The sequence below is a fragment of the Streptomyces sp. NBC_01268 genome, assembly GCF_036240795.1.
In the GTDB taxonomy this organism is placed as follows: domain Bacteria; phylum Actinomycetota; class Actinomycetes; order Streptomycetales; family Streptomycetaceae; genus Streptomyces.
Window position 1 is genome coordinate 2625810 of sequence record NZ_CP108454.1, and the last position, 26694, is coordinate 2652503.

Genomic DNA, 26694 nt, shown 5'->3' on the forward strand with positions numbered 1-26694 from the left:
GATACGCTCGGCGACACAGCCAGTCGACACGCCGCGCGCGTCCGGGCCGGAGGTATCCGCCATGGCCAACATCCAGCAACTCGACCCCGGCGCCTCGCCCTTGGACTACTACGGCTGGGAGCTGCGCCGCTTACGCGAGGCGCACGGGCTCAGACAGCAGCAGCTCGGCGACATCATCTTCTGCTCGGGCTCCCTGGTCGGCCAGATCGAGTGCGCGAAGAAGATCCCCACCCGCGAGTTCTCCGAACGGCTGGACGCGGCGCTCGGCACGGGCGGTCTGTTCAGCCGGCTCGTGGGGCTGGTGCTGCGGAGCCAGTTGCCGAACTGGTTCCAGCCGTACGCGGAGATGGAGGCCCGGGCGACGTACATCTCCACGTTCCAGACGCAGCTGGTGTACGGGCTGTTGCAGACGGAGGAGTACGCGCGGGCGGTCCTGGCCACCGGAATGCCGGACGACCTGGAGGGCCTCCTCGCGGCACGCATGGAACGCCAGCGCATCCTGGACCGGGAACGCCCGCCGCTGGCCTGGGCGGTGCTCGACGAAGCGGTGCTGCACCGGCCGATCGGCGGCCGCGAGGTGATGCGGAGGCAACTGGCCCACCTGCTGGGCTTCGTCGACCACCGTTGGATGCGCATCCAGGTGCTGCCTTTCGAGGCGGGCGAACACGCTAGCTTGGCAGGCTCGTTCAACCTCCTCCGATTCGACGACGACCCGGACATCGTCTACACGGAAGACCTCATCTCGGGCCACATGACCGCCAACCCCGACACCGTCAGAGAAGCCGCGCTCCGTTACTCTCACGTGCAGGCCACCGCCCTCTCCGTAGAGGATTCGGCGGCGCTGATCACCCGCGTGATGGAGGAACGTTATGGAGACCCGTCCTGAGCTGACCGGCGCGCGGTGGCGTAAGTCCAGTTACAGCGGAAGCACCGGCGGCGACTGCGTCGAGTGCACCGTCACCGGCGACGCGGCCTGGCGGAAGTCCTCGTACAGCGGAAACACCGGCGGCGACTGCGTCGAGGTCCTCGACGACTGCCCCGGCACCGTCCCCGTCCGTGACAGCAAGAACCCCACGGGCCCGACCCTGATCGTCGGCGCCGCCGCCTGGCAGGCCTTCGTGGACGGCGTCCGCTAGGACGCCCCCCGCATCTCCCACAGCAGCACCTCCGCGTCGCCGGTCGCCAGCAGGGCGAGCCCCTCCGCGCCGGTGACGCGGGCCGCGTCGCCCGTGCTCAGCTCCTCCCCCGCCAGCCGCACCGAACCCCGCACCACGTGCACGTACACGAACGCGGCGTCCGGGACGGCCGCCCGCTCGCCCTGTTCCAGGCGCCGCACGTACAGCATCGCGTCCGCCGCCGGCAGGGCGTACGGGGTGGCGTCGGCGATGCCGCGGACCACGTCGTACGCGGGGTCGCCGCCGGGGGCCGCCGGGGCCAGCCACATCTGGACGAAGACGAGCGGGTCCGGGCCGTCGTTGCGCTCCACGTGCCGGACGCCCTCGGCGGCGCTCAGGTGCTGGAGGTCGCCGGGGCGGACCACCGTCGCGTGGCCCGCCGAATCGCGGTGGGTCAGCTCGCCCTCGACGACCCAGGTCACGATCTCGGTGTGGCTGTGCGGGTGCTCGTCGAAACCGGCGCCGGGCGCGAGACGTTCCTCGTTCACGGCGAGCAGGGCGCCGAAGCGGAGGTTGTCGGGGTCGTAGAAGCGGCCGAAGGAGAGGGCGTGCCGGGTGTCGATCCCGGCCTCGGGGTCGCCTCCGGGGTACCGCTCCCCGGCGCGCTGGATGCGTATCACGGGCCCACGGTAGCGGCGGCGGTGCGGCGGGTGTCCACGACACCGCCCCGACCGGCACGCGGCCGGCCCCGATCCGCGCGGCGCCCCACGGCGTGCGCCCACGGAGCCCCGGGACGGCCCTGCGGCCGCACCACGGGCTTCCGGCGCTGTCGGATCTCCACAGCCCCGGTGAGGCGACCGAGTCGGCACGACACGACCAAGCAGCCGGATCGGTCGGCAGCCTCACGGCTGTGACCTGCGACTTCGTACTCTCGCGCCGGTCCGTGCCAGCCGACTCCCCGGCATAGGGCAGTCTTGTCCCCGTGTCTGAACCCGTGAACGCCCCTCACCCGCATGCCGCGACCCTGAAGCGCCTCGAACAGTCCTCCGGGCGGCTCGCCGCCAACGCCATTGCCCGCATGGACGAGACGCTGCCGTGGTACCGGGCGATGCCGCCCGAGAACCGGTCGTGGATCGGCCTGGTCGCCCAGGCCGGCATCGCGGCGTTCACCGAGTGGTTCCGGCACCCCGAGACCCCGCAGGCGATCTCCACCGACGTGTTCGGCACCGCCCCGCGCGAGCTGACCCGGGCGATCACGCTGCGCCAGACCGTCGAGATGGTCCGCACGACCATCGAGGTCATGGAGGTGGCGATCGACGAGGTCGCCGCCCCGGGCGACGAGCGCGTGCTGCGCGAGGCGCTGCTCGTCTACGCGCGGGAGATCGCCTTCGCCACCGCCCAGGTGTACGCGCAGGCCGCCGAGGCCCGGGGAGCCTGGGACGCCCGGCTGGAGTCGCTGGTCGTCAACGCGGTGCTGTCCGGGGAGGCCGACGAGGGGGCCGTGTCCCGGGCCGCCGCGCTCGGCTGGAACTCGCCGGAGAACGTGTGCGTGGTGCTGGGGACGGCGCCCGACGGGGACAGCGAGCTGACCGTCGAGGCGATCCGCCGGGCCGCCCGGCACGCCAAGCTGCAGGTGCTCACCGGGGTCCTCGGGGACCGGCTCGTGGTCATCGCGGGCGGCAACGACAACCCGCTGGCCGTCGCGAAGGCCCTGATCGGGCCGTACGCGGCCGGAGCCGTCGTCGCCGGGCCCGTCGTGCCCGACCTGCTGGCCGCGACCCGGTCCGCGCAGGCCGCCGCCGCCGGCCTGAAGGCCTGCACGGCCTGGCAGGACGCCCCCAGGCCGGTCCTCGCGGACGATCTCCTGCCGGAGCGCGCCATCGCCTCCGACCCTTCGGCCCGTGACCAGCTGGTGGAGGAGATCTACAGACCGCTGGAAGAAGCGGGGTCGGCGCTGCTCGAAACGCTCAGTGTCTATCTGGAGCAGGCGAGCAGCCTGGAAGGCGCGGCGAGGATGCTGTTCGTCCACCCGAACACCGTGCGCTACCGGCTTCGACGTGTGACCGACGTCACCGGCTGGTCACCCTCCGACGTCCGCTCCGCGTTCACCCTGCGGATCGCGCTCATCCTCGGGCGCTTGGCCGACGCGGAGACGCAGTCCTAGACTTTTGTCGAACACCAACAATTCCCCCGACGGTTCTTCGTCCTTGTCCCCACGGGCGTCCGGGACCGTCCCCAAGAGAGAGTGTGAGGGTGCTCGTACTCGTCGCTCCCGGCCAAGGCGCCCAGACGCCCGGCTTCCTGACTCCCTGGCTCGAACTCCCCGGTGCCGCCGACCGCGTCGCGGCCTGGTCCGACGCCATCGGGCTCGACCTTGCCCACTACGGCACGAAGGCCGACGCGGACGAGATCCGCGACACCGCCGTGGCCCAGCCGCTGCTGGTCGCCGCCGGTCTGCTGTCGGCCGCCGCCCTCGGTGACGTGGCGCCCGGCGCCGTCGCCGGTCACAGCGTCGGCGAGTTCACCGCCGCCGCCTTCGCGGGCGTCCTCGACGACACCGCCGCGCTGCGTCTCGTACGCACCCGTGGTCTGGCGATGGCCGAGGCCGCCGCGATCACGCGGACCGGCATGTCGGCGCTGCTCGGCGGCGACCCCGAGGTGACCGTCCCCCACCTGGAGAAGCTGGGCCTGACCCCGGCCAACGTCAACGGCGCCGGCCAGATCGTGGCCGCCGGCACCCTGGAGCAGCTGGCCGCCCTGGCCGAGGACAAGCCCGAGGGCGTCCGCCGGGTGGTCGCGCTGCAGGTCGCCGGCGCGTTCCACACGCACCACATGGCCCCGGCCGTGGAGAAGCTGGCCGCCGCCGCCCAGGAGCTGTCCCCGGCCGACCCGGCCGTGCGCTACGTCTCCAACAAGGACGGCCAGGTCGTGGCCGGCGGCAGCGAGGTCATCGCCCGCCTGGTCGGCCAGGTCGCCAACCCGGTCCGCTGGGACCTGTGCATGGAGACCTTCCAGGAGCTCGGCGTCACCGGCCTGATCGAGGTGTGCCCCGGCGGCACCCTGACCGGCCTCGCCAAGCGCGCCCTGCCCGGTGTCCCCACCGTGGCCCTGAAGACCCCGGACGACCTCGACGCGGCCCGCACGCTCGCAGCGACGACGACCACGGCCTGACAAGGAGTGTCGAGAAGCATGGCGAAGATCAAGCCCAGCAAGGGCGCCCCGTACGCGCGCATCCTCGGCGTCGGCGGCTACCGCCCGACCCGTGTGGTGCCCAACGAGGTGATCCTGGAGAAGATCGACTCCTCCGACGAGTGGATCCGCTCGCGCTCCGGCATCGCCACCCGCCACTGGGCGTCCCCCGAGGAGACCGTCACCGCGATGTCGGTGGAGGCCTCCGGCAAGGCGATCGCCGACGCCGGGATCTCTCCCGAGCAGATCGGCGCGGTCGTCGTCTCCACGGTGTCGCACTTCAAGCAGACCCCGGCGGTGGCCACCGAGATCGCCGACAAGATCGGTGCCGGCAAGCCGGCCGCGTTCGACATCTCCGCCGGCTGCGCGGGCTTCGGCTACGGCCTCACCCTCGCCAAGGGCATGATCGTCGAGGGTTCGGCCGAGTACGTGCTGGTGATCGGCGTGGAGCGGCTGAGCGACCTGACGGACCTGGAGGACCGCGCGACGGCCTTCCTGTTCGGCGACGGTGCCGGCGCCGTGGTCGTCGGCCCCTCGGACGAGCCGCACATCGGCCCCACCGTGTGGGGTTCGGAGGGCGACAAGTCCGAGACGATCAAGCAGACCGTGCCGTGGAACGACTTCCACCTCGGCGACGTCTCGAAGCTGCCCCTCAACGAGCAGGGCGAGATCAAGTTCCCGGCCATCACGCAGGAGGGCCAGGCGGTCTTCCGCTGGGCCGTCTTCGAGATGGCGAAGGTCGCCCAGCAGGCGCTGGACGCCGCCGGGATCTCGGCGGACGACCTGGACGTCTTCATCCCGCACCAGGCCAACATGCGGATCATCGACTCGATGGTGAAGACCCTCAAGCTGCCGGAGCACGTCACGGTCGCCCGTGACGTGGAGACCACCGGCAACACCTCGGCCGCCTCGATTCCGCTCGCGATGGAGCGGCTCCTGGCGACCGGCAAGGCCAAGAGCGGCGACACGGCGCTCATCATCGGCTTCGGGGCGGGTCTCGTCTTCGCCGCGACGGTCGTTACTCTCCCCTAGGCACTCCGGATCTCCCGGAAGCCTCTTTTTTCTCAGCACACACAAGAAGGAGCGCCACCATGGCCGCCACCCAGGAAGAGATCGTCGCCGGTCTCGCCGACATCGTGAACGAGATCGCCGGCATCCCGGTCGAGGACGTCGCGATCGAGAAGTCCTTCACCGATGACCTGGACGTCGACTCCCTGTCCATGGTCGAGGTCGTCGTGGCCGCCGAAGAGCGCTTCGACGTCAAGATCCCCGACGAGGACGTCAAGAACCTCAAGACGGTCGGCGACGCGACCGAGTACATCCTGAAGCACCAGGCCTGATTCGGGCCTAGCTGACCCGGTTCGCCACCCAGCGGTGGCGCCGCTTTTCGACCATCACACACATGGAGAAAGAATTCCTGTGAGCTCGACCAATCGCACCGTGGTCGTCACCGGTATCGGCGCAACCACTCCGCTGGGTGGCGACTCCGCTTCCACCTGGGAGGGCCTCCTCGCCGGACGCTCCGGCGTGAAGCCCCTGGAGGGCGAGCGCTTCGAGGAGCTGCCCGTACGGATCGCCGCGCGCGTCGCGGTGGAGCCGTCCGAGGTCCTGCCCCGCCCGCTGGCCCGCAAGCTGGACCGCTCGGCGCAGTTCGCGCTGATCGCGGCCCGCGAGGCGTGGGCCGACGCGGGCTACACCGCGCCCGCCGGCGAGGACGAGAAGATCGTGCCCGAGCGGCTCGGTTCCGTCATCGCCTCCGGCATCGGCGGCGTCACCACCCTGCTCGACCAGTACGACGTGCTGAAGGAGTCCGGCGTGCGCCGCGTCTCCCCGCACACCGTGCCGATGCTGATGCCCAACAGCCCCTCCGCCAACGTCGGCCTGGAGGTGAACGCCCGGGCGGGCGTCCACACCCCGGTCTCCGCGTGCGCGTCGGGTGCCGAGGCGATCGGCTACGCCGTCGAGATGATCCGTACCGGCCGTGCCGACGTGGTCGTCGCGGGCGGCACCGAGGCGGCGATCCACCCGCTGCCGATCGCGGCCTTCGCCAACATGATGGCGATGTCCAAGAACAACGACGAGCCCCAGCAGGCCTCGCGCCCCTACGACAAGGGCCGGGACGGCTTCGTCCTGGGCGAGGGCGCCGGCGTGGTCGTGCTGGAGTCCGAGGAGCACGCGAAGGCGCGCGGCGCGAAGATCTACTGCGAGGTGCTGGGCCAGGGCCTGTCGGCCGACAGCCACCACATCGCGCAGCCCGAGCCGACCGGCCGGGGCATCGCCGCGGCGCTACAGAACCTCCTCGACGCGACGGACCTGAAGCCGTCCGAGGTCGTCCACCTCAACGCCCACGCCACGTCGACCCCGCAGGGCGACGTCGCCGAGATCAAGGCGCTGCGCAAGGTCCTGGGCGACGACCTGGACCACGTCGCGGTCTCCGCGACCAAGTCGATGACGGGCCACCTCCTGGGCGGCGCCGGCGGCATCGAGACCGTCGCGACGGTCCTGGCCCTCCACCACCGGCTGGCCCCGCCGACGATCAACGTCACCGACCTCGACCCCGAGGTCGACGCCGACATCGTGCTGAACGAGCCGCGCGAGCTGCCCCAGGGCTCGATCGCCGCGATCAACAACTCGTTCGGGTTCGGCGGCCACAACGTGGTGCTGGCGTTCCGTTCGGTCTGATCCGTGCCGTGACGTTCCGTCACAGGTGAGGCCCACCCCCCGGCCGGGGGGTGGGCCTCCGTCGTTCCCGCGCGGTGTCAGCGGATCGCGAACACCGCCGGTTCGCCGCTCATCGAGAGGTGGTTGACGACGACGTGCCCGCCCGCGACCGGGAAGAGCTCCGGATAGATCGAGGTGAGGCCGTCCTCGCCCTCGGGGACGCGCTGGGAGCGTACGCGCCCCGTGGCGGCGTCGAGCAGGACGACCTTCGGGGCCTTGAGGGTGCGGACGAGCAGGGCGAGGGTGCCGTCGGGCTGCCGGGCCAGCGCGTCGACCATGAGCTCGTCGGAGTCCGCCACCTCGTGCTCCCACAGCTTGCGGCCGTCCTTGAGGGAGTAGCCGACCGTCTTCTCGGCCACGGACGAGCTCCGCTCCACGCGGGCGACGAGCACGTCGCCGAAGACCAGGGGGCGGTCGTCGTCGAAGACGACGACGGTCCCGTCGGGTCCCGAGAGCGGCACGGTGGCGGTCGGCGCGCCCGTGTCGTCGAAGCCGAGCAGGGCGCGGGTGCCCCGGTCGTCCCGTTCGAGGAGCGCGACGACCGCGGGGGCGACCGACACGACCCGGGCCTGGACGGTGGACTCCACGGGCAGGGCGCGGGTCCAGAGCTCCTTGCCGGTGGCCGGGTCGAGGGCGAGCAGGCGGGCTCTGTCGCCGCACTGCTCGACGAGGAGCGCGCGGGTGGCGTCCGCGTCGAGGGACGGGATCGCGCACCCCTTGCCGAGGGCCCGCTGCCAGCGTTGCGCGCCGCTCTCGGCGGCGCGGCCGCGGACCGTGCCGCCCTCGACGGCGACGGCGACGGTGCCGCCGACGGCGATGCCCCGAGCGGGGACCCCGTCACCGCCGACGCGCTGCTTCCACAGGACCTTGCCGGTGCCGGTGTGGACGGCGACGAGCGTCGCGCAGGGCTTGTCGTGGCGTCCGTACGCGAGGAGGCCGATGTTCCCGTCGACACGCGGGCTCATCACGCAGACGGCCTCACGGGCGGGCACGGCGACGTTCCAGCGCACCTTCCCGTCGGCGCCGCCGTACGCGTGGAGGCCGTCGAGCCGCCCGTCGACGATGCCGTCGGGCAGGCCCCAGGTGCCGGGCCCCTGGCCGTCGCCGACCCGGGGCACCTGCCAGGCGAGGGTCGGCCGGGCGGGCGGCTTCGATTCCGGGCGCCCCGCGGCGGTCCCGTCCTCGCCGGCCGGCCACACGCCCCAGGCGCCGGCCAGCAGTCCGAGGCAGACGGCGACGGCGAGGGCCGCGCGTTCGGCGCCGCCGAGCCGGGACGAGCGCGGCGCGGCGGGCTCCCGCTCCTCCTTGCCGAGGAGCACGGCGGGCCGCACCCTCGCCTCGGACCCCGTCGGTCCCCAGGCCTTGGCGTTCCGGGGGATCGCGTCGCGGGGCTCCTCCGGCGGGACCTTTCGGCCGCGCCGCCCGAGGACGTGGCCGGCCCGGCCGACCGCCAGGAGCCCCGCTCCGGCGAGCAGCCACCACCACACGGCGGCGCCCTCGGGCCAGGAACCCTGGCACTCGTAGCTCATCCCGCCCAGGCCCCGGACCACGAAGCCGCCGAGCAGCACGGCCGCGGCGCCGAACGCGGCCCCCGACAGCAGAACGACGGCCGTCGAGGCCGCCGTACGTCCCTGCATCGCTTCCCCCCCACCTCACGGGACCCGCCCCCTGCGGGCCCCGGCGGGGAATCTAGACCACCTGGTGCAGCCAGCGCACCGGAGCCCCCTCGCCCGCGTAGCGGAAGGGTTCCAGCTCGTCGTCCCAGGGTTTGCCGAGGAGCCGGGCGATCTCCGCCTCGAGCACCGTCTCGCCCTGGGCCGCGCGGGCCAGGGCGGCGCGCAGGCGGTCCTCGGGGACGAGGATGTCGCCGTGGATGCCGGTGACGGCGTGGAAGATGCCCAGGGCGGGGGTGGCGCTGTAGCGCTCGCCCTCGGCGGTGGGGCAGGGTTCCGCGGTCACCTCGAAGCGGAGCATCTGCCAGCCGCGCAGGGCGGAGGCGAGTGTGGAGGCGGTGCCGGTCTGCCCCTTCCAGGAGAACTCGGCTCTCCAGGTGCCGGGGGACGCCGGCTGGCGGATCCAGTCGAGCTGGACCCTCGCACCGAGGACGCCCGCGACCGCCCATTCGACGTGCGGGCAGAGCGCACGCGGTGCGGAGTGTACGTACAGGACTCCACGTGTCGTCACCGGGACCTCCAGTGTGGGACGAGGTTCACCTTGCCCAGCGGCCTCAGTAAACACATCAGGAGTAGATCTTCGCAAACCCCCAAAAAGGGGACAGCAAGTGACGTGATGTAATTTACCGGACCCATTCGGCCGAGGCGCCTCTGGTTCGACGGGGAAAAGCTACCGTGCCGCACCCGCATCGGGGTGACGTACGGTCGGTCAGGGGCGGGTGGACACCAAGCATTCACTCGCGAGGACGCCGAGGAGGGGCCCCGGGGATGCGCGGGCGACGTCGATTCCGAACCACCGCCGCCGCGGTCGCGCTGCTGTGCGTCGCGGTGCTGCCGGGCTGCTCGGCCGACGGCCCGGCCGACGCCGCGCGTCCGGCCGCCACCCCGTCGAGGCCGGGACCGGCCCCGAGGCCGACGCCCCTGTGGGACCCCTCCCCCGGCTCCGTGGCCGCCGTCGGGGACTCCATCACCCGCGCCTTCGACGCCTGCGCGGTCCTGGCGGACTGCCCCGAGGCGTCCTGGGCGACCGGCACCGACACGGGCGTCGACAGCCTGGCCCTGCGGCTGCTCGGGCCCGAGGGCGTGGCCGGCCGGAGCTGGAACCTGGCCCGCACCGGGGCGCGGATGGCGGAGCTGCCGGAGCAGATGGCCGCGGCGGCGGCCGAACGCCCCGAGCTGGTCACGGTCATGATGGGCGCGAACGACGCGTGCCGGGAGCGGCCCGAGCTGATGACCCCGGTCGAGGACTTCCGGGCCTCGTTCACGGCGGCGCTCGGCCGGCTGCGGGCCGGGGCGCCGAAGGCGCAGGTGTACGTGTCGAGCCTGCCGGACCTGAAGCGCCTGTGGGCGACGGGACGGGTCAGCCCGATGGGCCGTCAGGTGTGGAGCCTGGGCGTCTGCGGGGCGATGCTGGCGGACCCGGAGGACCTGGGACCGGCGGCTCAGGAGCGCAGGAACCGGGTGCGGGACCGGGTGGTCGCGTACAACGGGGTCCTCCGGGAGGTGTGCGCGAAGGACGCGCGCTGCCGTGACGACGGCGGGGCGGTGTTCGGCTTCCGCTTCGAGGGCGGGCAGCTGAGCCCGTGGGACTGGTTCCACCCGAGCCGGGACGGGCAGGCGCGGCTCGCGGAGATCGCGTACCGGCGGATCACCGCGCGGTAGGGGACGACGGCGGGCCCCGGGGCGGGAGTCAGGTTCCGCCCCGGGACCGGTCCCGGGGACCCCGGAGGTCAGAGCTCCAGGGTCGCGGTCAGGCGCGCGTCGGCCAGCGAGTGCGCGGCGAGCACCTCGTAGCCGCCGGTGACGAGGGTCCAGGCGGATCGCTCCTCGTCCCAGATCTCGAAGGCGCGGCGGGGCAGTTCGACGGTCGTCTCGACGGTCTCTCCCGGGGCGGCCTCGACGCTCGCGAAGGCGGCCAGCCAGCGGGCCGGGCGCTCCACGGAGTCACCGACGGGCGCCAGGTAGAGCTGGACGGTCTCGCGGCCGGTGCGCTCACCGGTGTTGGTGAGGCGGACGGTGGCGCCGTCCGGGGTGACGACGAGGGAGTCGTACGTCCAGGTGGTGTAGCCGAGGCCGTGACCGAAGGGGTACGCGGGGGCGGTGCCCGCCTTGTCCCAGGCCCGGTAGCCGATGAACACGCCCTCCTTGTACGGGAGTTCGCCGTCGGTCGGGGTGACCTCGGTGACCGGGACGTCGGCCAGGGCGACGGGCCAGGTGGTGGGGAGACGGCCGCCGGGCTCCTCGGCGCCGGTGAGGACGTCGGCGAGCGCGGCGCCGCCCTCCTGGCCGGGGAACCAGCTGAGCAGGACCGCGGCGACCTCCTCGCGCCAGGGCATCTCGACCGGGGAGCCGGCGTTGACGACGACGACGGTGTTCGGGTTGGCGGCGGCGACGGCCCGGACGAGGTCGTCCTGGCGGCCGGGGAGGGTGAGGTCCTTGCGGTCGAAGCCCTCGGACTCGACGCGTTCGGTGGTGGCGACGACCACGATGGCGGTGTCGGCGGCGCGGGCCGCCTCGACGGCTTCGGCGATCAGTTCGTCGGGGTCACGGCGCGGACCGAGGTGGACGAAGGAGAACATGACGGCCGGGAGCGGGGCCGCGAACTCCTTGTCCAGGGTGTGCAGCAGGGAGACCTCGACGGTCTCGCCGGCGGTGAGGGCGACCCGGCCGCGCTCGACCGGCGAGCCGAAGAAGGCCTCGAAGGGGTCGGTCTCGGGGCCCATGGCCTGGACGCCGTCGAAGAGGGCCTCCCCGGCGACGGTGAGGGCGAAGGCGCCGAGGCCGCGGGTGCCGAAGGAGTGCTCGCCGCTCTCGCGGGGCGTGAAGCTGCCGATGACCTCGACGGAGGCGAGGGCCTCGTGGGTGACACCGGCCGGGAGGTCGTCGCCGATCCACTGGACCTGGCCGTTGGGCAGGGTGCCCTCGCCGAGGACGGTGCCGTCGGCGTCGCGGCAGACCGCACGGAGGGTGAAGCCCTGGTCGGCGGGGGCGAGTTCCTCGCTGGGGTCGGCGCCGACGCGGAAGGTCAGCGCGCCCTCGGGGAGCGCGGCGGTGAGGCCGTCGAGCGGGGAGACGGTGTGGTCGGGGAAGACCTGGGCCGAGCCGCCGCCGAGGACGCGGGCGTCGCGGGCGGCGGCGCCGGAGAGGGCGACGCTCCCGGGCTTGAGCGGCAGGGCGCCGTTCTCGTTGCGCACGAGGACGAAGCCGCGGCGGGCGACCTCGCGGGCGAGGGCGTCGCCGTCGATGGCGGCGGGCGGCTCGGTGACGACGGCCGGGGCGCCTTCGAGGGCGCCGACGCGGGCGGCGAGCCGCAGCACGTTGCGCACGGCGGCGTCGACGGCGGACTCCTCGACGTCGCCGGTGCGCACGGCGGCGGCGAGCGCCTCGCCGTACACGGTGTGCGGGCCGGGCATGGCGACGTCGAGGCCGCCCTCGATGTCGCCCTTGGTGTCGCGGGCGGCCATCCAGTCGGAGACGTTGTAGCCGTCGAAGCCCCACTCGCCGCGCAGGACCTCGTTGACGAGGTACCGGTGCTCGGTCATGGTCGTGCCGTTGATCCGGTTGTAGGCCGTCATGATGCCCCAGGGGTGGGCGTTTTTGACGATGGCCTCGAAGGGCGCGAGGTAGAGCTCGCGGAGCGGGCGCGGGGCGATCCTGTTGTCGACGGTGAAGCGGTCGGTCTCCGCGTCGTTGCCGACGTAGTGCTTGACGGTGGTGCCGACGCCGCCGTCCTGGACGCCCTGGACGTAGCCGGTGCCGATGGCGCCGGTGAGGTACGGGTCCTCGCTGTACGCCTCGAAGTGGCGCCCGCCGAGGGGCGTGCGGTGCAGGTTGACGGTGGGGGCGAGGAGGACGTGGACGCCCTTGCGGCGGGCCTCCTGGGCGAGCAGCCGGCCGGCCCGGCGGGCGAGCGCGGGGTCCCAGGTGGCGGCGAGGGCGGTCGGGGACGGCAGGGCGACGGAGGGGTCGTCGGCGGTCCAGCGGACGCCTCGGACGCCGATCGGGCCGTCGGACATGACCAGGGAGGCCAGCCCGATCTCGGGCAGCGCCGGGAGCGACCACATGTCCTGACCGGCGAGCAGCCGGGTCTTGGCGTCCAGGTCCAGCTTGGCCAGGGCCGCCTCGACGGCCTCTTCGCGCAGGGTGTCCGCGTTCGTCTCCGGCACGGCCTACCTCCTCGTTGAAGTGCTGATGCCGCCATGGTGACCCGACTACCTGTAGATCGGTAGGTTACGTTAGCATTTCGTTATCAACGGTGGACCGTCCGGCATGCCGTACGGTCCTCCTGTCAGGGACCTACGCAAGGGGGACGGGGCGATGGCACGGGCCAGGAGCGAGGAGCGGCGGGCGGAGATCGTCCGCGCCGCCCTCGAAGTGATCGCCGAGCGGGGCTACCGGGGCGCCTCCCTCGGCGCGGTCGCCGAGCGGGTCGGACTCACCCAGCAGGGACTGCTGCACTACTTCCCCACCAAGGAGGCGCTGCTCGTCGCCGTCCTGGAGGAGCGCGACCGCTGGGACACCAGCGGCGGCCAGGAACGCGAGCGCTGGCGCCTCGACCTCATGGAGTCGCTCGTCGAGTACAACGCGATGCGGCCCGGCATCGTGCAGACCTTCTCCGCGCTGCTCGGCGAGAGCGTCACCGAGGAGCATCCGGCACGGGCCTTCTTCACCGAGCGCTACACCCAGGTGCGGGAGAACATGGCCGAGGTCCTGCGCGCCGAGTACGGCGACGAACTCCCCGGCGGGCTCACCCCGGAGCGGGTGGCGCCGCTGCTCACGGCGGTCATGGACGGCCTCCAGTACCAGTGGCTCCTGGACCCGGACGCGGTGGACATGGCGGCGTCCTTCCGGGACTTCCTGGCGCTCCTCAAGGAGGACTCGAAGCGGACGGTGTGACGGGCGCGTCCTGACGGACACGCGGGGGCTCCGTAGCGGCACCCGGGGAAGGGACGGGATACTTCCGGCGGCCCGTCACCGCCGTACGGAAGGACCCCCGTGCCCCCGATACGCAGCACGCTCGCCCTCTCCCTCGCCGCCGCCTCGCTCGTCGTGGCGGCCCCGCCCGCCCCGGCCGCCCCCGCCCCCGCCCCCGCCGTCACCACGGAGGAGGCCAGGCTCGACCGGGCCGCGCCCCAGGAGATCCTGCGCAGGAGCGGATTCGACGCCCTGGCACCGGAGTTCGCCGCCGACCTCGCGGACGCCCGCACCATCGGGCAGGCCGAGCGCACCGCCACACGGTACGGATCGCAGCTGTGGCGGCGGGCGGTCGACCGGGCGCAGGGGCGGGGGCCGTCGCGCGGCGACCTGACGCGGGACGACGACCGGCCGCTGTACTGGGCGCGGCTCGCCCTCACCCGTGAACTGCGCGGCTGGCGGCCCGGGTTCGACGTCACCGACGAGGGCCGGGCCCGGCTCCTGGACCGGCTGGAACGCTCCTCGCGCGGCCAGGAAGCGATCCGCTACCCGGCGGGCAAGGGCGTCAAGCGCATCCTGCTGACCGGCTTCGACCCGTTCACGCTCGACCGGGACGTGCGGATCAGCAACCCCTCCGGGGCCACCGCGCTCGCCCTGGACGGCACCTGGCTGCGCACCGCCGACGGCTCCCTCGCCCGGATCGAGACGGCCGTCTTCCCGGTGCGCTGGGAGGACTTCGCGGACGGCACGGTCGAGCGGACGCTGCGCCCGCACCTGCCCGGGGTGGACCTGTTCACCACGGTGAGCCAGGGCCGCCCCGGCCGCTTCGACGTCGAGCGCACCAACGGCGCCTGGCGCGGCGGCTTCCCGGACAACGAGAACCTGTCCAGGACCGGGACGGTGCCGGTGGACGGTCCGGCCGCGCAGCCCCAGTGGACGTCGACGACCCTCCCGTACACGGCGATCACGGCGGCGGCCACCGGGCGCTTCCCCGTCTACGACAACACCTCGGTGACCGAGGTCCCGGCCGGGACGGACACCCCCGTGGTCCGTCCCGGCGGCCCCACGCCGGGCTCGCGGGCCCGTGCGGGCGGCGGCGGGGACTACCTCTCCAACGAGATCGCCTACCGGGCCACCCTGCTGCGCGACCGGCTCGGCCTGACCGGACTGCCCGGCGGCCATGTGCACACGCCGGTCCTCCAGTTCGGCGCCGCCAACGCCGACCCGGCGACGGGCACGGTCACCGACCCCGAGTTCGTCCGCAACCGGCTGGACATCATCGCCCAGGTGCGGGCGATCCTGGCGGTGGCCGCCGGCTCCTGATCACCGGGTGATCGCGGCCAGGTCCTCGCCCGCGAGGGCCGGGTCGCGGGTCAGGGCGGCGTGGACGGCCTCCAGGACGGGCAGCTCGGCGGCCCCGGTCGCCAGGGCCACGTCCTTCGCGGCCAGCGCGACCGGGAAGTGCGAGCCGACCGCCCCGGCCCGGGCGACGGCGCCCGCGAGGGGGCCCGCGGCGAGGGTGCGCAGGGCCAGGTCGCGGGGCAGGCCGAGCGCGTCGGCGAGGGTCAGCGCCTCGGCGACCAGGGCGACCCCGCCGATGGCGGCGTTGATGAGGACCAGCTTGAGGGCGGCCCCGGCACCCGGAGCGCCGCACGCGGTGACGGTGCCGAGCAGCCCGAGCAGCTCCGCGACGGGCGCGGTGTCGCCGCCCGCCAGGATCAGCAGTTCGCCCGTCGCGGCCCGGTCGACGCTGCCCATGACCGGCGCGTCGATCAGGGCGACGCCCTCGGGCAGTCGCCCGGCGAGGGCGCGGACGGTGTCGGGGCCGACGGTCGAGGTGTCGATCCAGTACGTGCCGGGGCGCAGCGCGGGGACGATCGCGTCGGCGACGGCGAGCGCGGCGGCCGGGTCGGCCAGCATGGTGACGACGACGTCGGCGTCGGCCACGGCCTCGGCGGGCCCGGTGGCGCGCACGGCCCCGGCGGCGACGAGCCCGTCGGCCTTGGCGGGCGTGCGGTTCCAGACGGTCAGGGGGTGCCCGGCGTCGAGGAGGCGGCGGGCCATGGGCAGGCCCATGGAGCCGAGGCCGAGGAAGGCGATCTTCTGCCGGGTGGTGCCGGTGGCGTCCGTGGTGTTCATGACCTCGACGCTAGGGGCAGCCACTCCATGCGACAAGCGAATGTCTAGCATGACTGCCATGCCCTTGACTCATGGCTCGTCCGGCTTGTACGAGGTCTTCCTCGCCGTCGCCGGCCACGGCTCCTTCACCGCCGCGGCCCGCGCCCTCGGCTACACCCAGTCCGCGGTCTCCCGTCAGATCCAGACCCTGGAGGACGAGACGGGCGCCGCCCTCTTCGAGCGGCTGCCGCGCGGGGTGCGGCTCAGCGAGGCGGGCCGGGTGCTGCTGCCGCACGCGGAGGCGGTCCGGGACCGGCTGGCCGTCGCCCGGACCGAGCTCGCGGCGCTGCGCACCCTGGACGGCGGGCTGCTGCGGCTCGGCGCCTTCTCCAGCGCGGGCGCCGCCCTCGTCCCGCGGGCGCAGGCCGTGTTCCGGGAGCGGCACCCGGGGGTCGTGGTGACCCGGGTCGAGGGGCCCTCGGTCAAGCACCTGGCGCTCGTCGCCGCCGGGGAGGAGGACCTGGCGGTGGTCAGCCCTGCGGCGGAGGGGCCGCCGCCGGAGGGGGTGACGCTCCATCGCCTCCTGGACGAGCCGATGCTGGTGGCGCTGGGCCGCGGGCATCCCTACGAGGGCCGGCGGGCGGTGCGGCTCGCGGAGCTCGTCGACGAGGAGTGGATCGTCGGCAACGAGCGCCTGGAGGACACCCTGTTCCGGCCCGTCGCCGCCGCCGGGCTCCGGCCGCGCACGGGCCTCGTCGCCCACGACTGGATCGCCAAGCTGGGCGCGGTCGCCGCGGGCCTCGGCGTCACCCTCGTACCGGCGCTCGCGGCGGCCGCCGTGCGGCGGGACGTGGCGCTGGTGGCGCTCCATCCGGACGACATGCCGCGGCGGCGGATCTGCGCGGCCACCCCGGCGACGCCGACCGTGGCGGCGACCGCCTTCCTGGCACTGCTGCGCGAGACCGCGGCGGAACCGGCCTCGGCCTGGGCCCGCGACGAGACCGGCGGGGGCGGCGGGGGCGGCACGGGCGCCACGGGCAACGAGAGCAGCGGATAACACCCGCAGCACCCCATTGATCCTTACCAAGGGAGGCGGGATGATGGCGGTCATGATCGTCGCAGCCACCCAGTTCGCCCCGGTCGCCGGGGACATCGCCGCCAACGTCCGTACCGTCGCCGGACTCGTCCGGGCCGCCGGGGCCGAGGGGGCCAGGGTCGTCGTCTTCGCCGAGCTGGCCCTCACCGGCTACGAGCCGAGCCTGATCCGGGACACCCCCGGCCTGGTCCTCACCGAGGACGACCCGCGCCTCGCACCCGTCCGGGAGGCCTGCCGGGAGGCGTCGGCGGCCGCCGTCGTCAACGGGCCGGTGCGCACGCCGTCCGGGCGGCCGGCCATCACCACGCTGGTGATCGGCCCGGACGGCTCCCTCCTCGCCCGCTACGACAAGCGGCACCTGTACGGGGTGGAGGCGGAGGTCTTCGCGCCGGGCACCGCCGACGGGCGATTCGCGCTCGACGGCGTCCGGTTCGCGACCGCGACCTGCTACGACAACCGCTTCCCGGAGCTCGCCGAGCGGGCCGCCGCGGACGGCTGCGCGGTCTATCTGGCGAGTTCGGTGCTCGGCGCGGACAACGACTCGTTCGAGACGGTCTATCCCGCGCGGGCCCGGGACTTCGGCCTGTACGTGGTCCTGGGCAACGTGCTCGGCGCCAACGAGGACGGGGTCGGCGCCGGACTCGCCGGGGCCTGGGCCCCGGACGGACGCCGGATCGCCGACGCGGGCGGCGAGGAGCCGGGGTACGCGCTGGCGGAGGTCCCGGACGGCCGGTGACGGGGAAGGGCCGCCGGCGCCCCGCACGCGGAAGTGCCGGACGGCCGGTGGGTGCGTCCACGGCCGTCCGGCGGGGGAAGCCGCCGCGGAACCCCCGGTCCGCGACGGCGCCCCGGCCCCTTACGGGGCGCTCAGGCCCAGCGTGTACGCGCCGGAGCCGCTGTAGGCGTGGACCACATAGCGGTAGTAGCCCGCGGTGCCGTAGTACGAGGTGTCCTCATCGGCGCCGGCCGTGCCGCCGACCGCGACGTCCGCCCAGGCCGACCCGTTCCACTTCTGCAGGTACAGGTCGAAGTCGGTGCCCGCCGGGCCGCGCAGGCAGCCCACGTGGGTGCCGGCGGTGGCCGAGTAGTAGTACGAGCCGTCCGGCTGGGCCTGGGCCTGGCCCGAGGCGAGGGTGCCCTGGTAGGTGTACTCGGTGTCGTCGCAGCCGGTGGGCGGCGTCGTGGAGCCGACCGTCAGCTGGTAGGTCACCGTGTGGGTGGCCGAGCCGGTGCCGGTGACGGTGATCGCGTAGGAGCCGTTGGGCGTACCGGCCGCGGTCTGCACGGTCATCGTCGAGGAGCCGCCCGAGGTCACCGAGGACGGGCTGAAGGAGACCGTGGTCCCGCTCGGGGCGCCGCTCGCGGAGAGCTGCACGGTCTGCGCGCTGCCGCCGGTGGTGCTCGTGCTCACCGTGGAGGTGGCCGAGGCGCCCGGCTGGACCGAGCCGGAGGTCGGGTTCAGGGCCAGCGAGAAGTCCGGCGTGGTGGTGCCGCCGCAGTCGGTCTCACCGGACTGGGCGGGGACGCCGATCGCGTTCCAGGCCGCCTTCACCGCGTTGCACTCGGCGCTGCCGTAGGTGTTCTTGGCGCTGGAGAGGGTCGCCTTGCGGGCGGCGAGGTGGTTCCAGGACGAGGTCTTCATCAGCAGGGCGCCCATGAAGATCTTGCCGGCCTTCTGGATGCCGACGCCGGTCACCGAGGAGGGACCGCCGGAACATATGGGGCTGCTGGGCTTGCCGCCGCCCGGGTTCGAGCCCTCGGCGAGCAGGTAGAACCAGTGGTTCTGCGGACCGGCCGCCGCGTGCACCTCGGTGCCCGAGGTCAACTGGGGGTAGCAGTTGGGGTCGTTGCCGACGAGCGAGGGGTTGTACATGTTCCGGATCGGCTTGCCGTCGCCGAAGAAGTTGACCTTCTCGCCGACCGTGTAGTCCGGGGTGTCGTTCGGGTTGTTGGCATAGTGCTCGGTGAGGGCGCCGAAGATGTCGCCGGTGGACTCGTTCATCCCGCCGTTCTCGTTGGACGAGCCGGAGCTGCCCGGAGTGCGGTCGAAGATCTCGTGGCCGTACTCGTGGGCCACGACGTCGATGCCGGTGAGCTGGTTGGAGCCGGTCTGGGCCCGCCCGTAGGTCGTCTTCGTGCCGTCGTAGTACGCGTTGACCTCGGAGAGTCCGGCGCGGGCCGGGACCATGCCGCCCTGGCCGTTCTGCCCGTTGTAGCCGAACCACTCCTTGAGCATGGAGTGTTCCTTCTGCGCCGCGTACATGATGTCGACGCAGGCGGTCACCAGGTCGTTGGCGCCGTTGTTGCCCCACGGCGAGGAGCCCGTGTAGGCGCTGCCGTTCTGGCCACCGCACTTGAAGCCGCCGCGGCTGGTGTCGGTCATGGAGCTCGCGGCGGTGTCGATGGTGACGTTGCCGTTGTGGTAGCCGCGCCCGTCGGCGTGCAGGATCTTGTCGGTGGCGCGGGCCACGGCCCCGGTGCGGGCGTCGACGTAGGTGTCGAGCGAGCTCGGCAGGCCCTTGGCGGTGCGGCCGACGACCAGGGTGTGCCAGGTGAGGACCGGCTTGTCGCCCTTGAGGAGCACGGTGAGCTCGGGGGTGCTCGCGCTCTCGACCTCGGCGAGCCGGCCGCGGGCGGTGGCCAGCGCGGCGGCGGAGCTCACGGTGGCCTTGGTGGAGAGGCGGATGGCCGGAGCGGGCGCCGAGGTGACGTCACGGACCTTGCCGGCGCTGTCGGAGAGGACCACGGCGTCGCCGCCGGCCACCGGGAGCCCCTTGTAGGTGCGCTGGTAGGTGGCGTAGTAGAGACCGCCCGTCCAAGGGGTGACGGCGGTGCGGACGAGCTCCTCGTCCGCACCGTGGCGCAGGCCGTCGAGCCCGCTGTCGGCGGCCTTGTCGGCGGCGGCCAGCGCGAGGGACTTGCCGTGCCCGGGCGGTACGGGCTGCGGCGCCGGCGTCACGGCGGAGGCGGTGCTCGCGAGGGTGCCCGCGAGGCTCGCCGTCAGCGCGAGCGCTGCCACGGCCGCCGAGAGTCTGGTGGGTTGCACGTCTGCTCCGATCAAGGGTGGGGGGGAGACGGTGGGTCGTCGCGCCGAGTATGTGCGTGGACATGGCAAGTCGGGGACATCTCACCCGTCATAAGACCCGCGTTATGGATCGGAGCCGCAGAACCCTGCCGTCCGCCCTCGTGCGCTGCGTACGCTGCTGAAATGCAGTTGGAGTTGAGGCATCTCGAAGCCGTCTGCCGGATAGCGGAAGCGGGCAGTCTGGGGCGCGCGGCGGTCCGGCTCGGCGTCTCGCAGCCCGCGCTCTCGGCACAGTTGCGGCGGATCGAACGGGCCGCGGGCGGCGAGCTGTTCTTCCGCGGCCGGCACGGGGTGGACCCCACCCCGCTGGGCGAGTTCGTGCTGTCCAAGGCGCGCCGGGTGCTCGGCGAGATGGACGCGCTCGCGGCAGGCGCCCGGGCCGCCGAGCCGCATCCGACGCTCCGGCTCGGGTGCATCCTGCTGGTCCTGGTGGACGGCCTGCTCGGGCGCCTCGACCAGGAGATGGAGGGCCAGGAGATCGCGGTCAGCATCGAGCACTCGGTGACCACGCTCAGCCGCCTGCTCGGCGCCGGCCAGTACGACGCCATCGTCTACGGGGAGTGCAACGACCACGAGGTGCCGCTCCCCGAGGGCACGGCGGCCCGCACCCTGATCCCGAAGGAACCGTTCTGCGTGCGCATGTCCGCGGCCCATCCGCTGGCCTCGCGGGAGCGGGTGGAGCTCGCGGACCTGGCGGGCGAGACCTGGATGACGCTGGTGGAGGACGACGACGGCGGCCCGGAGGCGCTGGTCGCGGCCTGCCAGAAGGCCGGGTTCACGCCGGCGCTGCGCTACCGGATCGCGGACCGCAAGATGCACTACGACCTGATCGCGGCCGGCCGCGCGATCTCGGTGAGCCAGCCGACGGCGCCGCCCGCCGAGGGGACCGTGCTGCGTCCCCTGGCCGGCGACCCGATCACGGGCCGCATCCGGCTCGCCTGGAACCGGGCCGCGGTCTCCGAGCGCCGGGCCGGACTGCTGTACCGCGCGGCGGGGCTCGCCTATCTGGCGAACGTCCCCAACAACGCCTTCCACCGGACCTGGTGGGAGTCCCGTCCGGAGCTGCACCCGGTGCTGGAGCCGGTGGCGCCGGACTGACCCCCGGGGCACACCCGCCGGGCGGGCGGATGTAGGGCATCGGGTGCCGGGCGGCGAGCGACGGGTGACAGGCGGCGGGTGACGGGTGACGGGCGGCGGTCCCGCCTCGCGGCGGCTCAGGCGCCGGAGGCGGCCCCCGTGGCGGGCCGGCGGCCGTCGGCGTCGACGGCCGCGTCGGTGCCGTCGGCGTCCCCGTCGCCGGTCTCGCCGTTCAGGTCGCGGGCCATCAGGGTGGCTCCGGCGACCGCGCCCGGCATCAGCAGGACGGCGACGAAGGGGACGAGGAAGGCGAGGGTGAGGGGGACGCCGAAGCCGAGGACGGCCATCCGGCGGCCGCGCAACAGGCCCAGCCGCTCCTTGAGTTCGATCCCCCGGCGCTGGAGCGCGACCGCGGTCAGCTCCTCGGTGAGGAAGAAGCCCGAGACGCAGAAGCCGATCGCGGGGACGACCGTCTGGCCGGCCACCGGGATGAACCCGGCCGCGAAGAGCAGGACGCCGTAGAGCGCCACCCGGAGCAGGACCCGCAGGCTGTCGCGGGCCGAGATCCACAGGTCCTTCCAGAGCGGCAGCCCGGACTCGGGCACGTCGCCGCCCTGGCTGCGGTCGACCTCCTCGGACAGCGACTCGTAGAAGGGCTGGCCGATCAGGAGCGTGACGGCGGTGAAGGTGATCACGGCGAGGAAGAGGCCCATCGCGAAGACCAGGAAGGTCAGCGTGCCGCGGAGGACGCCCTGCCACGGCGAGCCCCAGTCGTCGGCGAACGGGGTGGCCCAGGCCGTCAGGTCGTCGGCGCCGTAGAAGAGGCCGATGAGCGCCCCCACGTAGAGGACGAAGGTCACGAGCCCGGGCAGCAGCCCGAACCCGAACCACCGTCCGTGCCGGCCGACCCACTTCTGACCTTGCAGCAGGTAACCGAATCCCGCCCCGAAATCGCGCATGGTGATCACCCTAACGGCGGTCGGCCCGACGCCCTCTTGTTGTTCCCGAGTTGAGACGGTAGACCCCTCCGTAATGATCATCGGGCCCAGTCGCGGAGGTTCGCACGCATGGCACGACCCCGTTCCGTTCTGATCACCACGACCTGCGCCGCGCTCGGAGCGCTGGTCCTCACCTCGCTCCCGGCGAGCGCCGCGCCCCCGGGCCCGGCGGGGACGCCGGGACCCACGACCCGTCCGTTACGGGAGGGCGGCGGGCCGGAGTCCGCCGCCGCGCGGCTGCCCCGGGCGCTCGGCGCCCCCGACCTGACCACGGCGGTCCGCCCCGGCACCGGCTATCCGCGCCGCACGCCCCTGACCGTGCCGCCGGTGGACCCGGCCGACCGGTCGCTCAAGCTGGGGCTCGCCCCGTACCACGCGCTCGCTCCGCGCCTCAACGCCCTCCAGCGGCTCGGCGACCGGGTGAGCGTCGAGGTCGCCGGGCGGTCGGCCGGCGGGCACGAGCTGTACCTGGTCACCGTCACCGCGCCGGAGTCCGCCGGGCAGACCCGCGAGCAGGAACGGATGCGCGAGCGGATCGAGAACGCGCCCGCGGCCGCCGCCGGGGACCCGCGGATCAAAGCGGCCTACAAGACGCCGGTGTTCATCAACAACAACATCCACGGCAACGAGTGGGAGGGCACGGACGCGGCCCTGAAGCTGATCGAGGAGCTGGCCACCGCCACCGACCGCAAGACCGCAGGACTGCTCGCGCGCACCCGGGTCTACCTCAACGTGACGGCCAATCCGGACGGCCGGATCGCCGGCACCCGCGCCAACGCCGACGGCTTCGACCTCAACCGCGACTTCGTCACCGCCTCCCAGCCGGAGGCACGGGCGATCCGCCGGATCGCCATCGACAAGCAGCCGGCCGTGATGCTGGACCTGCACGGCTACGTCAACGGCACCCTGATCGAGCCGACCACCCCGCCGCACGGCGAGAACTACGAGTACGACCTGTTCCTGAAGAACTCCTACGCCAACGCGCTCGGCATGGAGAAGGCCGTCAACGGGCTCGGCTACACCCCGGCGAAGGACGGCGTGGAGCCGGCGGTCATCCCGTTCCGCGACATGCCGGAGGGCTGGGACGACTGGCCGCCGATCTTCACCCCGCAGTACATGCCGTTCCAGGGCGCGGTGGCCGCCCACACCATCGAGTTCCCGATGGCGGTGAACAACGAGGAGTACGACACGCTGCCGGTGCCGGAGCTGCGCCGCCGCTCGGCCGTCAACGTGGCCGTCGCGGGCGCGGCGATGCGGGCCGCCCTCGGCTACACGGACGCGCACCGCGCCTCGGTGCTCGCGGACCAGATCGAGACCTTCCGGCGGGGCGCGGCGGGCGAGCCGCAGCGGCCGGTGTCGGAGAAGACGGTGCCGGGAGTGCCGGGGATCGGCCCCGAGGACGTGTACACGACGTCCTTCCCGCGGGCGTACGTGATCCCGGCGGGCCGCTCCCAGAGGTCGGCGGTCGCGGCGGCGCGGCTCGTGGACCATCTGCTCGCCAACGACGTGCGGGTCGGGCGGGCGGCGGACGGCTCGTACGTGGTGGACCTGCGCCAGCCCAAGCGGGGCATCGCGAACGTGATCCTGGCGGACGGCCGGGACATCAGCGCGGACGTGTCGACGATGTACGACATCTCGGGGTGGAGCCTGGGCCTGCTGTGGGGCGCGACGGTGCGGAAGGTGGAGCGCGGCCCGGTGCCGTCCGTGGTGCGGCAGGTGCACGCGGCGGCGCCGACCGGCTCCGTCGCGCCGTACGGGGACCTGCTGCTGCGGCTCGACGACCCCGAGGAGCTGGTGGCGGTGAACGCCCTGCTCGCGCGCGGGGTCGCGGTGCGCCGGACGGAGAGCGGGGCGGCGGTCGTGCCGGGTTCGGCGCGGAAGGCCGCCCGGGAACTCGCCGGGCGGTACGGGGTGGAGTTCCGGGCCACGAAGGAGCGGGGTTCGGCGCCGCTGCTCCGCACCCGGGTGGTGGCCTCGGCGTCGGCGGGCGAGCTGTTCGCGCTGCGGGAGATGGGCTTCGAGGTGGTGCCGGTCTCGGCGGAGCGTCTGAACGGGGGCTTCCGCTGGGCGGCCGGGGACGTGCTGTACGTGTCGCGCGGCCTCGACTGGGCCGAGCTGTCCCCGGCGGCCCGGGCGGCGCTGCGGGCGGGCCGGGCGGGCGTGGTTGCCGTCGGCGCGGAGGGCGCCGCGTTCAATGCGGCGGCGGGGCTGCTGAGGGCCACCGCCGTCGCGGGCGGCCCGGACGCGAACGGGGTGGTGCGGGTCCGCGCCGCGGGCTCCCCGCTGACCGCGGGTGCTCCGGGGCACGCCTTCGTCTACGCGCCGCTGTGGTTCACGGGGCTGGGGGCGGGGGTGCGGACGGATCTGGCGTACGCGCCGGCGGCGCCGCTGGTCTCGGGCCACTGGCGGGCCGGGGCGGACGGCCGGGGCGGTCCGGCGGACGCGGCCGGGCGGGCCGCGGTGGTCAGCGGCCGGGCCGGATACGGCGTCCCGGTGGTGCTGATCGGCACGGAACCGCTGTTCCGGGACCACCCGAAGGGCTCGTTCGCCCTGGTGGGACGGGCCCTGCTGACCCGCTGACGGGCGCGCGCGGGCATGACGCGAAGGAGGGGCCGCACCTCGGTCGGTCGGGGTGCGGCCCCCTTCTACGGTATCCCGTGATCAGACCGCGAGCTCCACCGTGATGTTGCCGCGGGTCGCCTTGGAGTACGGGCAGACCTGGTGGGCCTTCTCGATCAGGCTCTTGGCGGTCTCGGCGTCCACGTTCGGAAGGGTCGCCGAGATCTTCACGATGATGCCGAAGCCCTCGTCGTTCTTGCCGATGCCGACCTCGGCGGTGACCGTCGAGCCGGACACGTCGGCGTTCTCGTTGCGGGCGACGACGCCCAGCGCACCCTGGAAGCAGGCGCTGTACCCGGCGGCGAAGAGCTGCTCGGGGTTGGTGCCGGCACCGGAGCCGCCCATGGCCTTCGGCGGGTTCACGACGACGTCGAGCTGCCCGTCGTCGGTGGCGACCCGGCCGTCGCGGCCGTTCTCGGCGGTCGCGACGGCGGTGTACAGGACGTCGGAGTGCTGGATCGACATGCTGATGTCTTCCTTCTTCGTTCGCCGCGACTCGCGCCCACGATCGCGACGGCTGAGGGAAGACTAACGGGTCAGCGAGACGATCATCTTTCCGGTGTTCTCGCCGCGGAGCAGGCCCAGGAAGCCGTCCACGCCGTTCTCGATGCCCTCGACGAAGGTCTCGCCGTACTTCAGCTCGCCGGAGCGCAGCCAGCCGCCGACCTCCTGGACGAACTGCTGCTGCATCCCGTAGTGGTCGCCGACGAGGACGCCCTGGAGGCGGAGCCGCTTGCCGATGATCATGGCCATGTTGCGCGGGCCCGCGACCGGCTCGGTGTCGTTGTACTGCGCGATCATGCCGCAGATGGTGGCGCGGCCGTGCACGTTGAGCGAGGAGATCGCGGCTTCGAGGTGGTCGCCGCCGACGTTGTCGAAGTAGACGTCGATGCCGTCCGGGGCGGCCTCGCGGAGCTGGTCCTTGACCGGGCCGTTCTTGTAGTTGAAGGCGGCGTCGAAGCCGAGCTCCTCGACGAGCCACTTGACCTTCTCGTCGGAGCCGGCCGAGCCGATGACCCGGGAGGCGCCCTTGAGCTTCGCCATCTGGCCGACCTGGCTGCCGACGGCGCCGGCCGCGCCGGAGACGAAGACGGCGTCGCCCTCCTTGAAGGAGGCCACGTCGAAGAGGCCAGCGTAGGCGGTGAGGCCGGTCATGCCGAGCACACCGAGGTAGGTGGAGAGCGGGGCGAGCTCCGGGTCGACCTTGGTGGCGTGCTGGACGGGCACCTCGGCGTACTCGCGCCAGCCGAGGCCGTGCAGCACGTGGTCGCCGACGGCGAAGCCCTCCGCGTTGGACGCGACGACCTCGCCGACCGCGCCGCCGTCCATGGGGTGGTCCAGCTTGAACGGGGGAACGTACGACTTGACGTCGTTCATGCGGCCGCGCATGTACGGGTCGACGGAGAAGTGCAGGTTGCGCACGAGGACGCGGCCCTCGGCGGGCTCGGCGACCGGGGTCTCGCGCAGGGCGAAGTCCGAGGGCACGGGCCAGCCGTGCGGACGGGAGACGAGGTGCCACTCACGGCTGGACGCGGGCAGTGCGGACATCGGCGGAGCCTCCTAGAAATGTTTCATGAACTGAAACAACCATGCGCCTCAATATTTCATGTTGTCAAGTATCGGAGTACGATGAACCCATGCCCACCACACGCACGGATCCCCTGACGCTGGAAGTCGTGGAGCTCATCGGCACGGTCGTGGCGCGCTACCACGACGAGTACGAGGAGGCCGCCGCCCAGCACGCCCTCACCGGCGCGCAGGCCCGCGTCCTCGGCCTGCTCTCGCTGGAGCCCACCCCCATGCGGAAGATCGCCGAGAAGCTCAAGTGCGAGCCGTCGAACGTGACGGGGATCATCGACCGCCTGGAGTCCCGCGGCCTCGCCGAGCGCCGCCCGGATCCCGCCGACCGCCGGGTCAAGGTGGCCGCCCCCACCGAGGAGGGCCGTGACGTCGCCCGCAGGCTGCGCGAGTCTCTGCACTTCGCCCGCGAGCCGCTCGGCGAGCTCACCGAGGTCGAGCGCACCCTGCTCCGCGACCTCCTGAAGCGCATGCTCGGCACGGCGTAGCCGACCGACGCCGCGGACGGCGG

At 73.4% G+C, this 26694-nt stretch carries 24 protein-coding genes; 15 read left to right on the forward strand and 9 right to left on the reverse strand.

Annotation, left to right across the window (positions count from 1 at the left end):
- Positions 1 to 61: 61 nt before the first annotated feature.
- A complete protein-coding gene (locus OG309_RS11605; protein ID WP_329420316.1) occupies positions 62 to 886 on the forward strand; it encodes a helix-turn-helix domain-containing protein in 825 nt (274 codons plus the stop codon).
- Positions 870 to 1136 (forward strand): DUF397 domain-containing protein, encoded by a 267-nt coding sequence (locus OG309_RS11610; RefSeq protein ID WP_329420317.1) that lies wholly within the window; start codon positions 870 to 872, stop codon positions 1134 to 1136. Before OG309_RS11605 ends, OG309_RS11610 begins: the two co-directional genes overlap by 17 nt.
- Here OG309_RS11610 and OG309_RS11615 read toward each other — a convergent pair.
- Positions 1133 to 1792 (reverse strand): pirin family protein, encoded by a 660-nt coding sequence (locus tag OG309_RS11615; protein WP_329428272.1) that lies wholly within the window; start codon positions 1790 to 1792, stop codon positions 1133 to 1135. The two genes, OG309_RS11610 and OG309_RS11615, sit on opposite strands and share 4 nt — an antisense overlap.
- Positions 1793 to 2097: 305 nt before the next feature.
- Between OG309_RS11615 and OG309_RS11620 the strand changes: the two genes are divergently transcribed.
- The 5 genes from OG309_RS11620 (at position 2098) to fabF (ending at position 6986) form a co-directional block, all read left to right on the forward strand.
- The gene (locus tag OG309_RS11620) at positions 2098 to 3279 is read left to right on the forward strand and encodes a PucR family transcriptional regulator (protein WP_329420319.1); all 1182 of its coding nucleotides are present in this window, start codon (positions 2098 to 2100) and stop codon (positions 3277 to 3279) included.
- An 89-nt stretch (positions 3280 to 3368) separates the two neighbouring features.
- Positions 3369 to 4286: an ACP S-malonyltransferase gene (locus OG309_RS11625; protein WP_329420320.1), complete on the forward strand. Its 918-nt coding sequence runs from the start codon at positions 3369 to 3371 to the stop codon at positions 4284 to 4286.
- 18 nt (positions 4287 to 4304) lie between these two features.
- Positions 4305 to 5336: a ketoacyl-ACP synthase III gene (locus OG309_RS11630; RefSeq protein ID WP_329420322.1), complete on the forward strand. Its 1032-nt coding sequence runs from the start codon at positions 4305 to 4307 to the stop codon at positions 5334 to 5336.
- 59 nt (positions 5337 to 5395) lie between these two features.
- Entirely contained in the window at positions 5396 to 5644 is a 249-nt protein-coding gene (locus tag OG309_RS11635) for an acyl carrier protein (protein WP_329420325.1), read from the forward strand.
- Positions 5645 to 5723: 79 nt separating this feature from the next.
- Positions 5724 to 6986, forward strand: coding sequence for a beta-ketoacyl-ACP synthase II (fabF, locus tag OG309_RS11640; protein WP_329420326.1), 1263 nt, complete (start codon positions 5724 to 5726; stop codon positions 6984 to 6986).
- A gap of 77 nt (positions 6987 to 7063) precedes the next feature.
- On the opposite strand, the gene OG309_RS11645 is transcribed toward fabF, so the two are convergent.
- Together OG309_RS11645 and OG309_RS11650 are read right to left on the reverse strand one after the other, a co-directional pair.
- A complete protein-coding gene (locus OG309_RS11645) occupies positions 7064 to 8662 on the reverse strand; it encodes an outer membrane protein assembly factor BamB family protein (RefSeq protein ID WP_329420327.1) in 1599 nt (532 codons plus the stop codon).
- A 52-nt stretch (positions 8663 to 8714) separates the two neighbouring features.
- Positions 8715 to 9209, reverse strand: a complete 495-nt coding sequence (locus OG309_RS11650) for a DUF3145 domain-containing protein (RefSeq protein WP_329420329.1) — start codon at positions 9207 to 9209, stop codon at positions 8715 to 8717.
- Positions 9210 to 9466: 257 nt separating this feature from the next.
- On the opposite strand from OG309_RS11650, the gene OG309_RS11655 reads away from it, so the two are divergent.
- The gene (locus OG309_RS11655; protein ID WP_329420331.1) at positions 9467 to 10360 is read left to right on the forward strand and encodes an SGNH/GDSL hydrolase family protein; all 894 of its coding nucleotides are present in this window, start codon (positions 9467 to 9469) and stop codon (positions 10358 to 10360) included.
- Between the two features lie 68 nt (positions 10361 to 10428).
- Here OG309_RS11655 and OG309_RS11660 read toward each other — a convergent pair whose 3' ends face one another.
- Positions 10429 to 12864 (reverse strand): beta-glucosidase family protein, encoded by a 2436-nt coding sequence (locus tag OG309_RS11660; RefSeq protein ID WP_329420333.1) that lies wholly within the window; start codon positions 12862 to 12864, stop codon positions 10429 to 10431.
- 151 nt (positions 12865 to 13015) lie between these two features.
- On the opposite strand from OG309_RS11660, the gene OG309_RS11665 reads away from it, so the two are divergent.
- Together OG309_RS11665 and OG309_RS11670 are read left to right on the forward strand one after the other, a co-directional pair.
- Entirely contained in the window at positions 13016 to 13594 is a 579-nt protein-coding gene (locus tag OG309_RS11665) for a TetR/AcrR family transcriptional regulator (protein WP_329420334.1), read from the forward strand.
- 108 nt (positions 13595 to 13702) lie between these two features.
- Positions 13703 to 14935, forward strand: coding sequence for a pyroglutamyl peptidase (locus OG309_RS11670; RefSeq protein WP_443067631.1), 1233 nt, complete (start codon positions 13703 to 13705; stop codon positions 14933 to 14935).
- Here OG309_RS11670 and OG309_RS11675 read toward each other — a convergent pair whose 3' ends face one another.
- A complete protein-coding gene (locus OG309_RS11675; protein WP_329420336.1) occupies positions 14936 to 15751 on the reverse strand; it encodes an NAD(P)-dependent oxidoreductase in 816 nt (271 codons plus the stop codon).
- A gap of 58 nt (positions 15752 to 15809) precedes the next feature.
- Here OG309_RS11675 and OG309_RS11680 point away from each other — a divergent pair, with 58 nt between their 5' ends.
- Both OG309_RS11680 and OG309_RS11685 read left to right on the forward strand, forming a co-directional pair.
- A complete protein-coding gene (locus OG309_RS11680) occupies positions 15810 to 16787 on the forward strand; it encodes a LysR family transcriptional regulator (protein WP_329420338.1) in 978 nt (325 codons plus the stop codon).
- A 52-nt stretch (positions 16788 to 16839) separates the two neighbouring features.
- Positions 16840 to 17562 (forward strand): carbon-nitrogen hydrolase family protein, encoded by a 723-nt coding sequence (locus OG309_RS11685; protein WP_329420339.1) that lies wholly within the window; start codon positions 16840 to 16842, stop codon positions 17560 to 17562.
- A gap of 120 nt (positions 17563 to 17682) precedes the next feature.
- On the opposite strand, the gene OG309_RS11690 is transcribed toward OG309_RS11685, so the two are convergent.
- Entirely contained in the window at positions 17683 to 19872 is a 2190-nt protein-coding gene (locus tag OG309_RS11690; RefSeq protein WP_329420340.1) for a M4 family metallopeptidase, read from the reverse strand.
- A 162-nt stretch (positions 19873 to 20034) separates the two neighbouring features.
- Here OG309_RS11690 and OG309_RS11695 point away from each other — a divergent pair, with 162 nt between their 5' ends.
- On the forward strand, positions 20035 to 21009 hold the full coding sequence (locus tag OG309_RS11695; RefSeq protein ID WP_329420342.1) for a LysR family transcriptional regulator: 975 nt from the start codon (positions 20035 to 20037) through the stop codon (positions 21007 to 21009).
- A gap of 116 nt (positions 21010 to 21125) precedes the next feature.
- Here OG309_RS11695 and OG309_RS11700 read toward each other — a convergent pair whose 3' ends face one another.
- Positions 21126 to 21947, reverse strand: a complete 822-nt coding sequence (locus OG309_RS11700) for an EI24 domain-containing protein (protein WP_329420344.1) — start codon at positions 21945 to 21947, stop codon at positions 21126 to 21128.
- A gap of 108 nt (positions 21948 to 22055) precedes the next feature.
- On the opposite strand from OG309_RS11700, the gene OG309_RS11705 reads away from it, so the two are divergent.
- Complete coding sequence (locus OG309_RS11705) at positions 22056 to 24566, forward strand: M14 family zinc carboxypeptidase (RefSeq protein WP_329420346.1); 2511 nt, start codon at positions 22056 to 22058, stop codon at positions 24564 to 24566.
- A gap of 81 nt (positions 24567 to 24647) precedes the next feature.
- Here the strand turns inward: OG309_RS11705 and OG309_RS11710 are convergent, their stop codons facing one another.
- Positions 24648 to 25070 (reverse strand): organic hydroperoxide resistance protein, encoded by a 423-nt coding sequence (locus OG309_RS11710; protein WP_329420347.1) that lies wholly within the window; start codon positions 25068 to 25070, stop codon positions 24648 to 24650.
- Positions 25071 to 25133: 63 nt separating this feature from the next.
- Positions 25134 to 26153, reverse strand: a complete 1020-nt coding sequence (locus OG309_RS11715) for an NADP-dependent oxidoreductase (RefSeq protein WP_329420349.1) — start codon at positions 26151 to 26153, stop codon at positions 25134 to 25136.
- An 89-nt stretch (positions 26154 to 26242) separates the two neighbouring features.
- Here OG309_RS11715 and OG309_RS11720 point away from each other — a divergent pair, with 89 nt between their 5' ends.
- Positions 26243 to 26671 (forward strand): MarR family winged helix-turn-helix transcriptional regulator, encoded by a 429-nt coding sequence (locus OG309_RS11720; RefSeq protein ID WP_329420351.1) that lies wholly within the window; start codon positions 26243 to 26245, stop codon positions 26669 to 26671.
- Positions 26672 to 26694 lie beyond the last annotated feature (23 nt).

What these genes read in the sequence shown, in the direction of transcription:
- OG309_RS11605 (WP_329420316.1), top strand. Translation starts at nt 62, where the DNA reads ATGGCCAACATCCAGCAACTCGACCCCGGCGCCTCGCCCTTGGACTAC.
- OG309_RS11610 (WP_329420317.1), top strand. Translation starts at nt 870, where the DNA reads ATGGAGACCCGTCCTGAGCTGACCGGCGCGCGGTGGCGTAAGTCCAGT.
- OG309_RS11630 (WP_329420322.1), top strand. Translation starts at nt 4,305, where the DNA reads ATGGCGAAGATCAAGCCCAGCAAGGGCGCCCCGTACGCGCGCATCCTC.
- OG309_RS11635 (WP_329420325.1), top strand. Translation starts at nt 5,396, where the DNA reads ATGGCCGCCACCCAGGAAGAGATCGTCGCCGGTCTCGCCGACATCGTG.
- OG309_RS11645 (WP_329420327.1), bottom strand. Translation starts at nt 8,662, where the DNA reads ATGCAGGGACGTACGGCGGCCTCGACGGCCGTCGTTCTGCTGTCGGGG.
- OG309_RS11655 (WP_329420331.1), top strand. Translation starts at nt 9,467, where the DNA reads ATGCGCGGGCGACGTCGATTCCGAACCACCGCCGCCGCGGTCGCGCTG.
- OG309_RS11665 (WP_329420334.1), top strand. Translation starts at nt 13,016, where the DNA reads ATGGCACGGGCCAGGAGCGAGGAGCGGCGGGCGGAGATCGTCCGCGCC.
- OG309_RS11675 (WP_329420336.1), bottom strand. Translation starts at nt 15,751, where the DNA reads ATGAACACCACGGACGCCACCGGCACCACCCGGCAGAAGATCGCCTTC.
- OG309_RS11680 (WP_329420338.1), top strand. Translation starts at nt 15,810, where the DNA reads ATGCCCTTGACTCATGGCTCGTCCGGCTTGTACGAGGTCTTCCTCGCC.
- OG309_RS11685 (WP_329420339.1), top strand. Translation starts at nt 16,840, where the DNA reads ATGATCGTCGCAGCCACCCAGTTCGCCCCGGTCGCCGGGGACATCGCC.
- OG309_RS11695 (WP_329420342.1), top strand. Translation starts at nt 20,035, where the DNA reads ATGCAGTTGGAGTTGAGGCATCTCGAAGCCGTCTGCCGGATAGCGGAA.
- OG309_RS11700 (WP_329420344.1), bottom strand. Translation starts at nt 21,947, where the DNA reads ATGCGCGATTTCGGGGCGGGATTCGGTTACCTGCTGCAAGGTCAGAAG.
- OG309_RS11705 (WP_329420346.1), top strand. Translation starts at nt 22,056, where the DNA reads ATGGCACGACCCCGTTCCGTTCTGATCACCACGACCTGCGCCGCGCTC.
- OG309_RS11710 (WP_329420347.1), bottom strand. Translation starts at nt 25,070, where the DNA reads ATGTCGATCCAGCACTCCGACGTCCTGTACACCGCCGTCGCGACCGCC.
- OG309_RS11715 (WP_329420349.1), bottom strand. Translation starts at nt 26,153, where the DNA reads ATGTCCGCACTGCCCGCGTCCAGCCGTGAGTGGCACCTCGTCTCCCGT.
- OG309_RS11720 (WP_329420351.1), top strand. Translation starts at nt 26,243, where the DNA reads ATGCCCACCACACGCACGGATCCCCTGACGCTGGAAGTCGTGGAGCTC.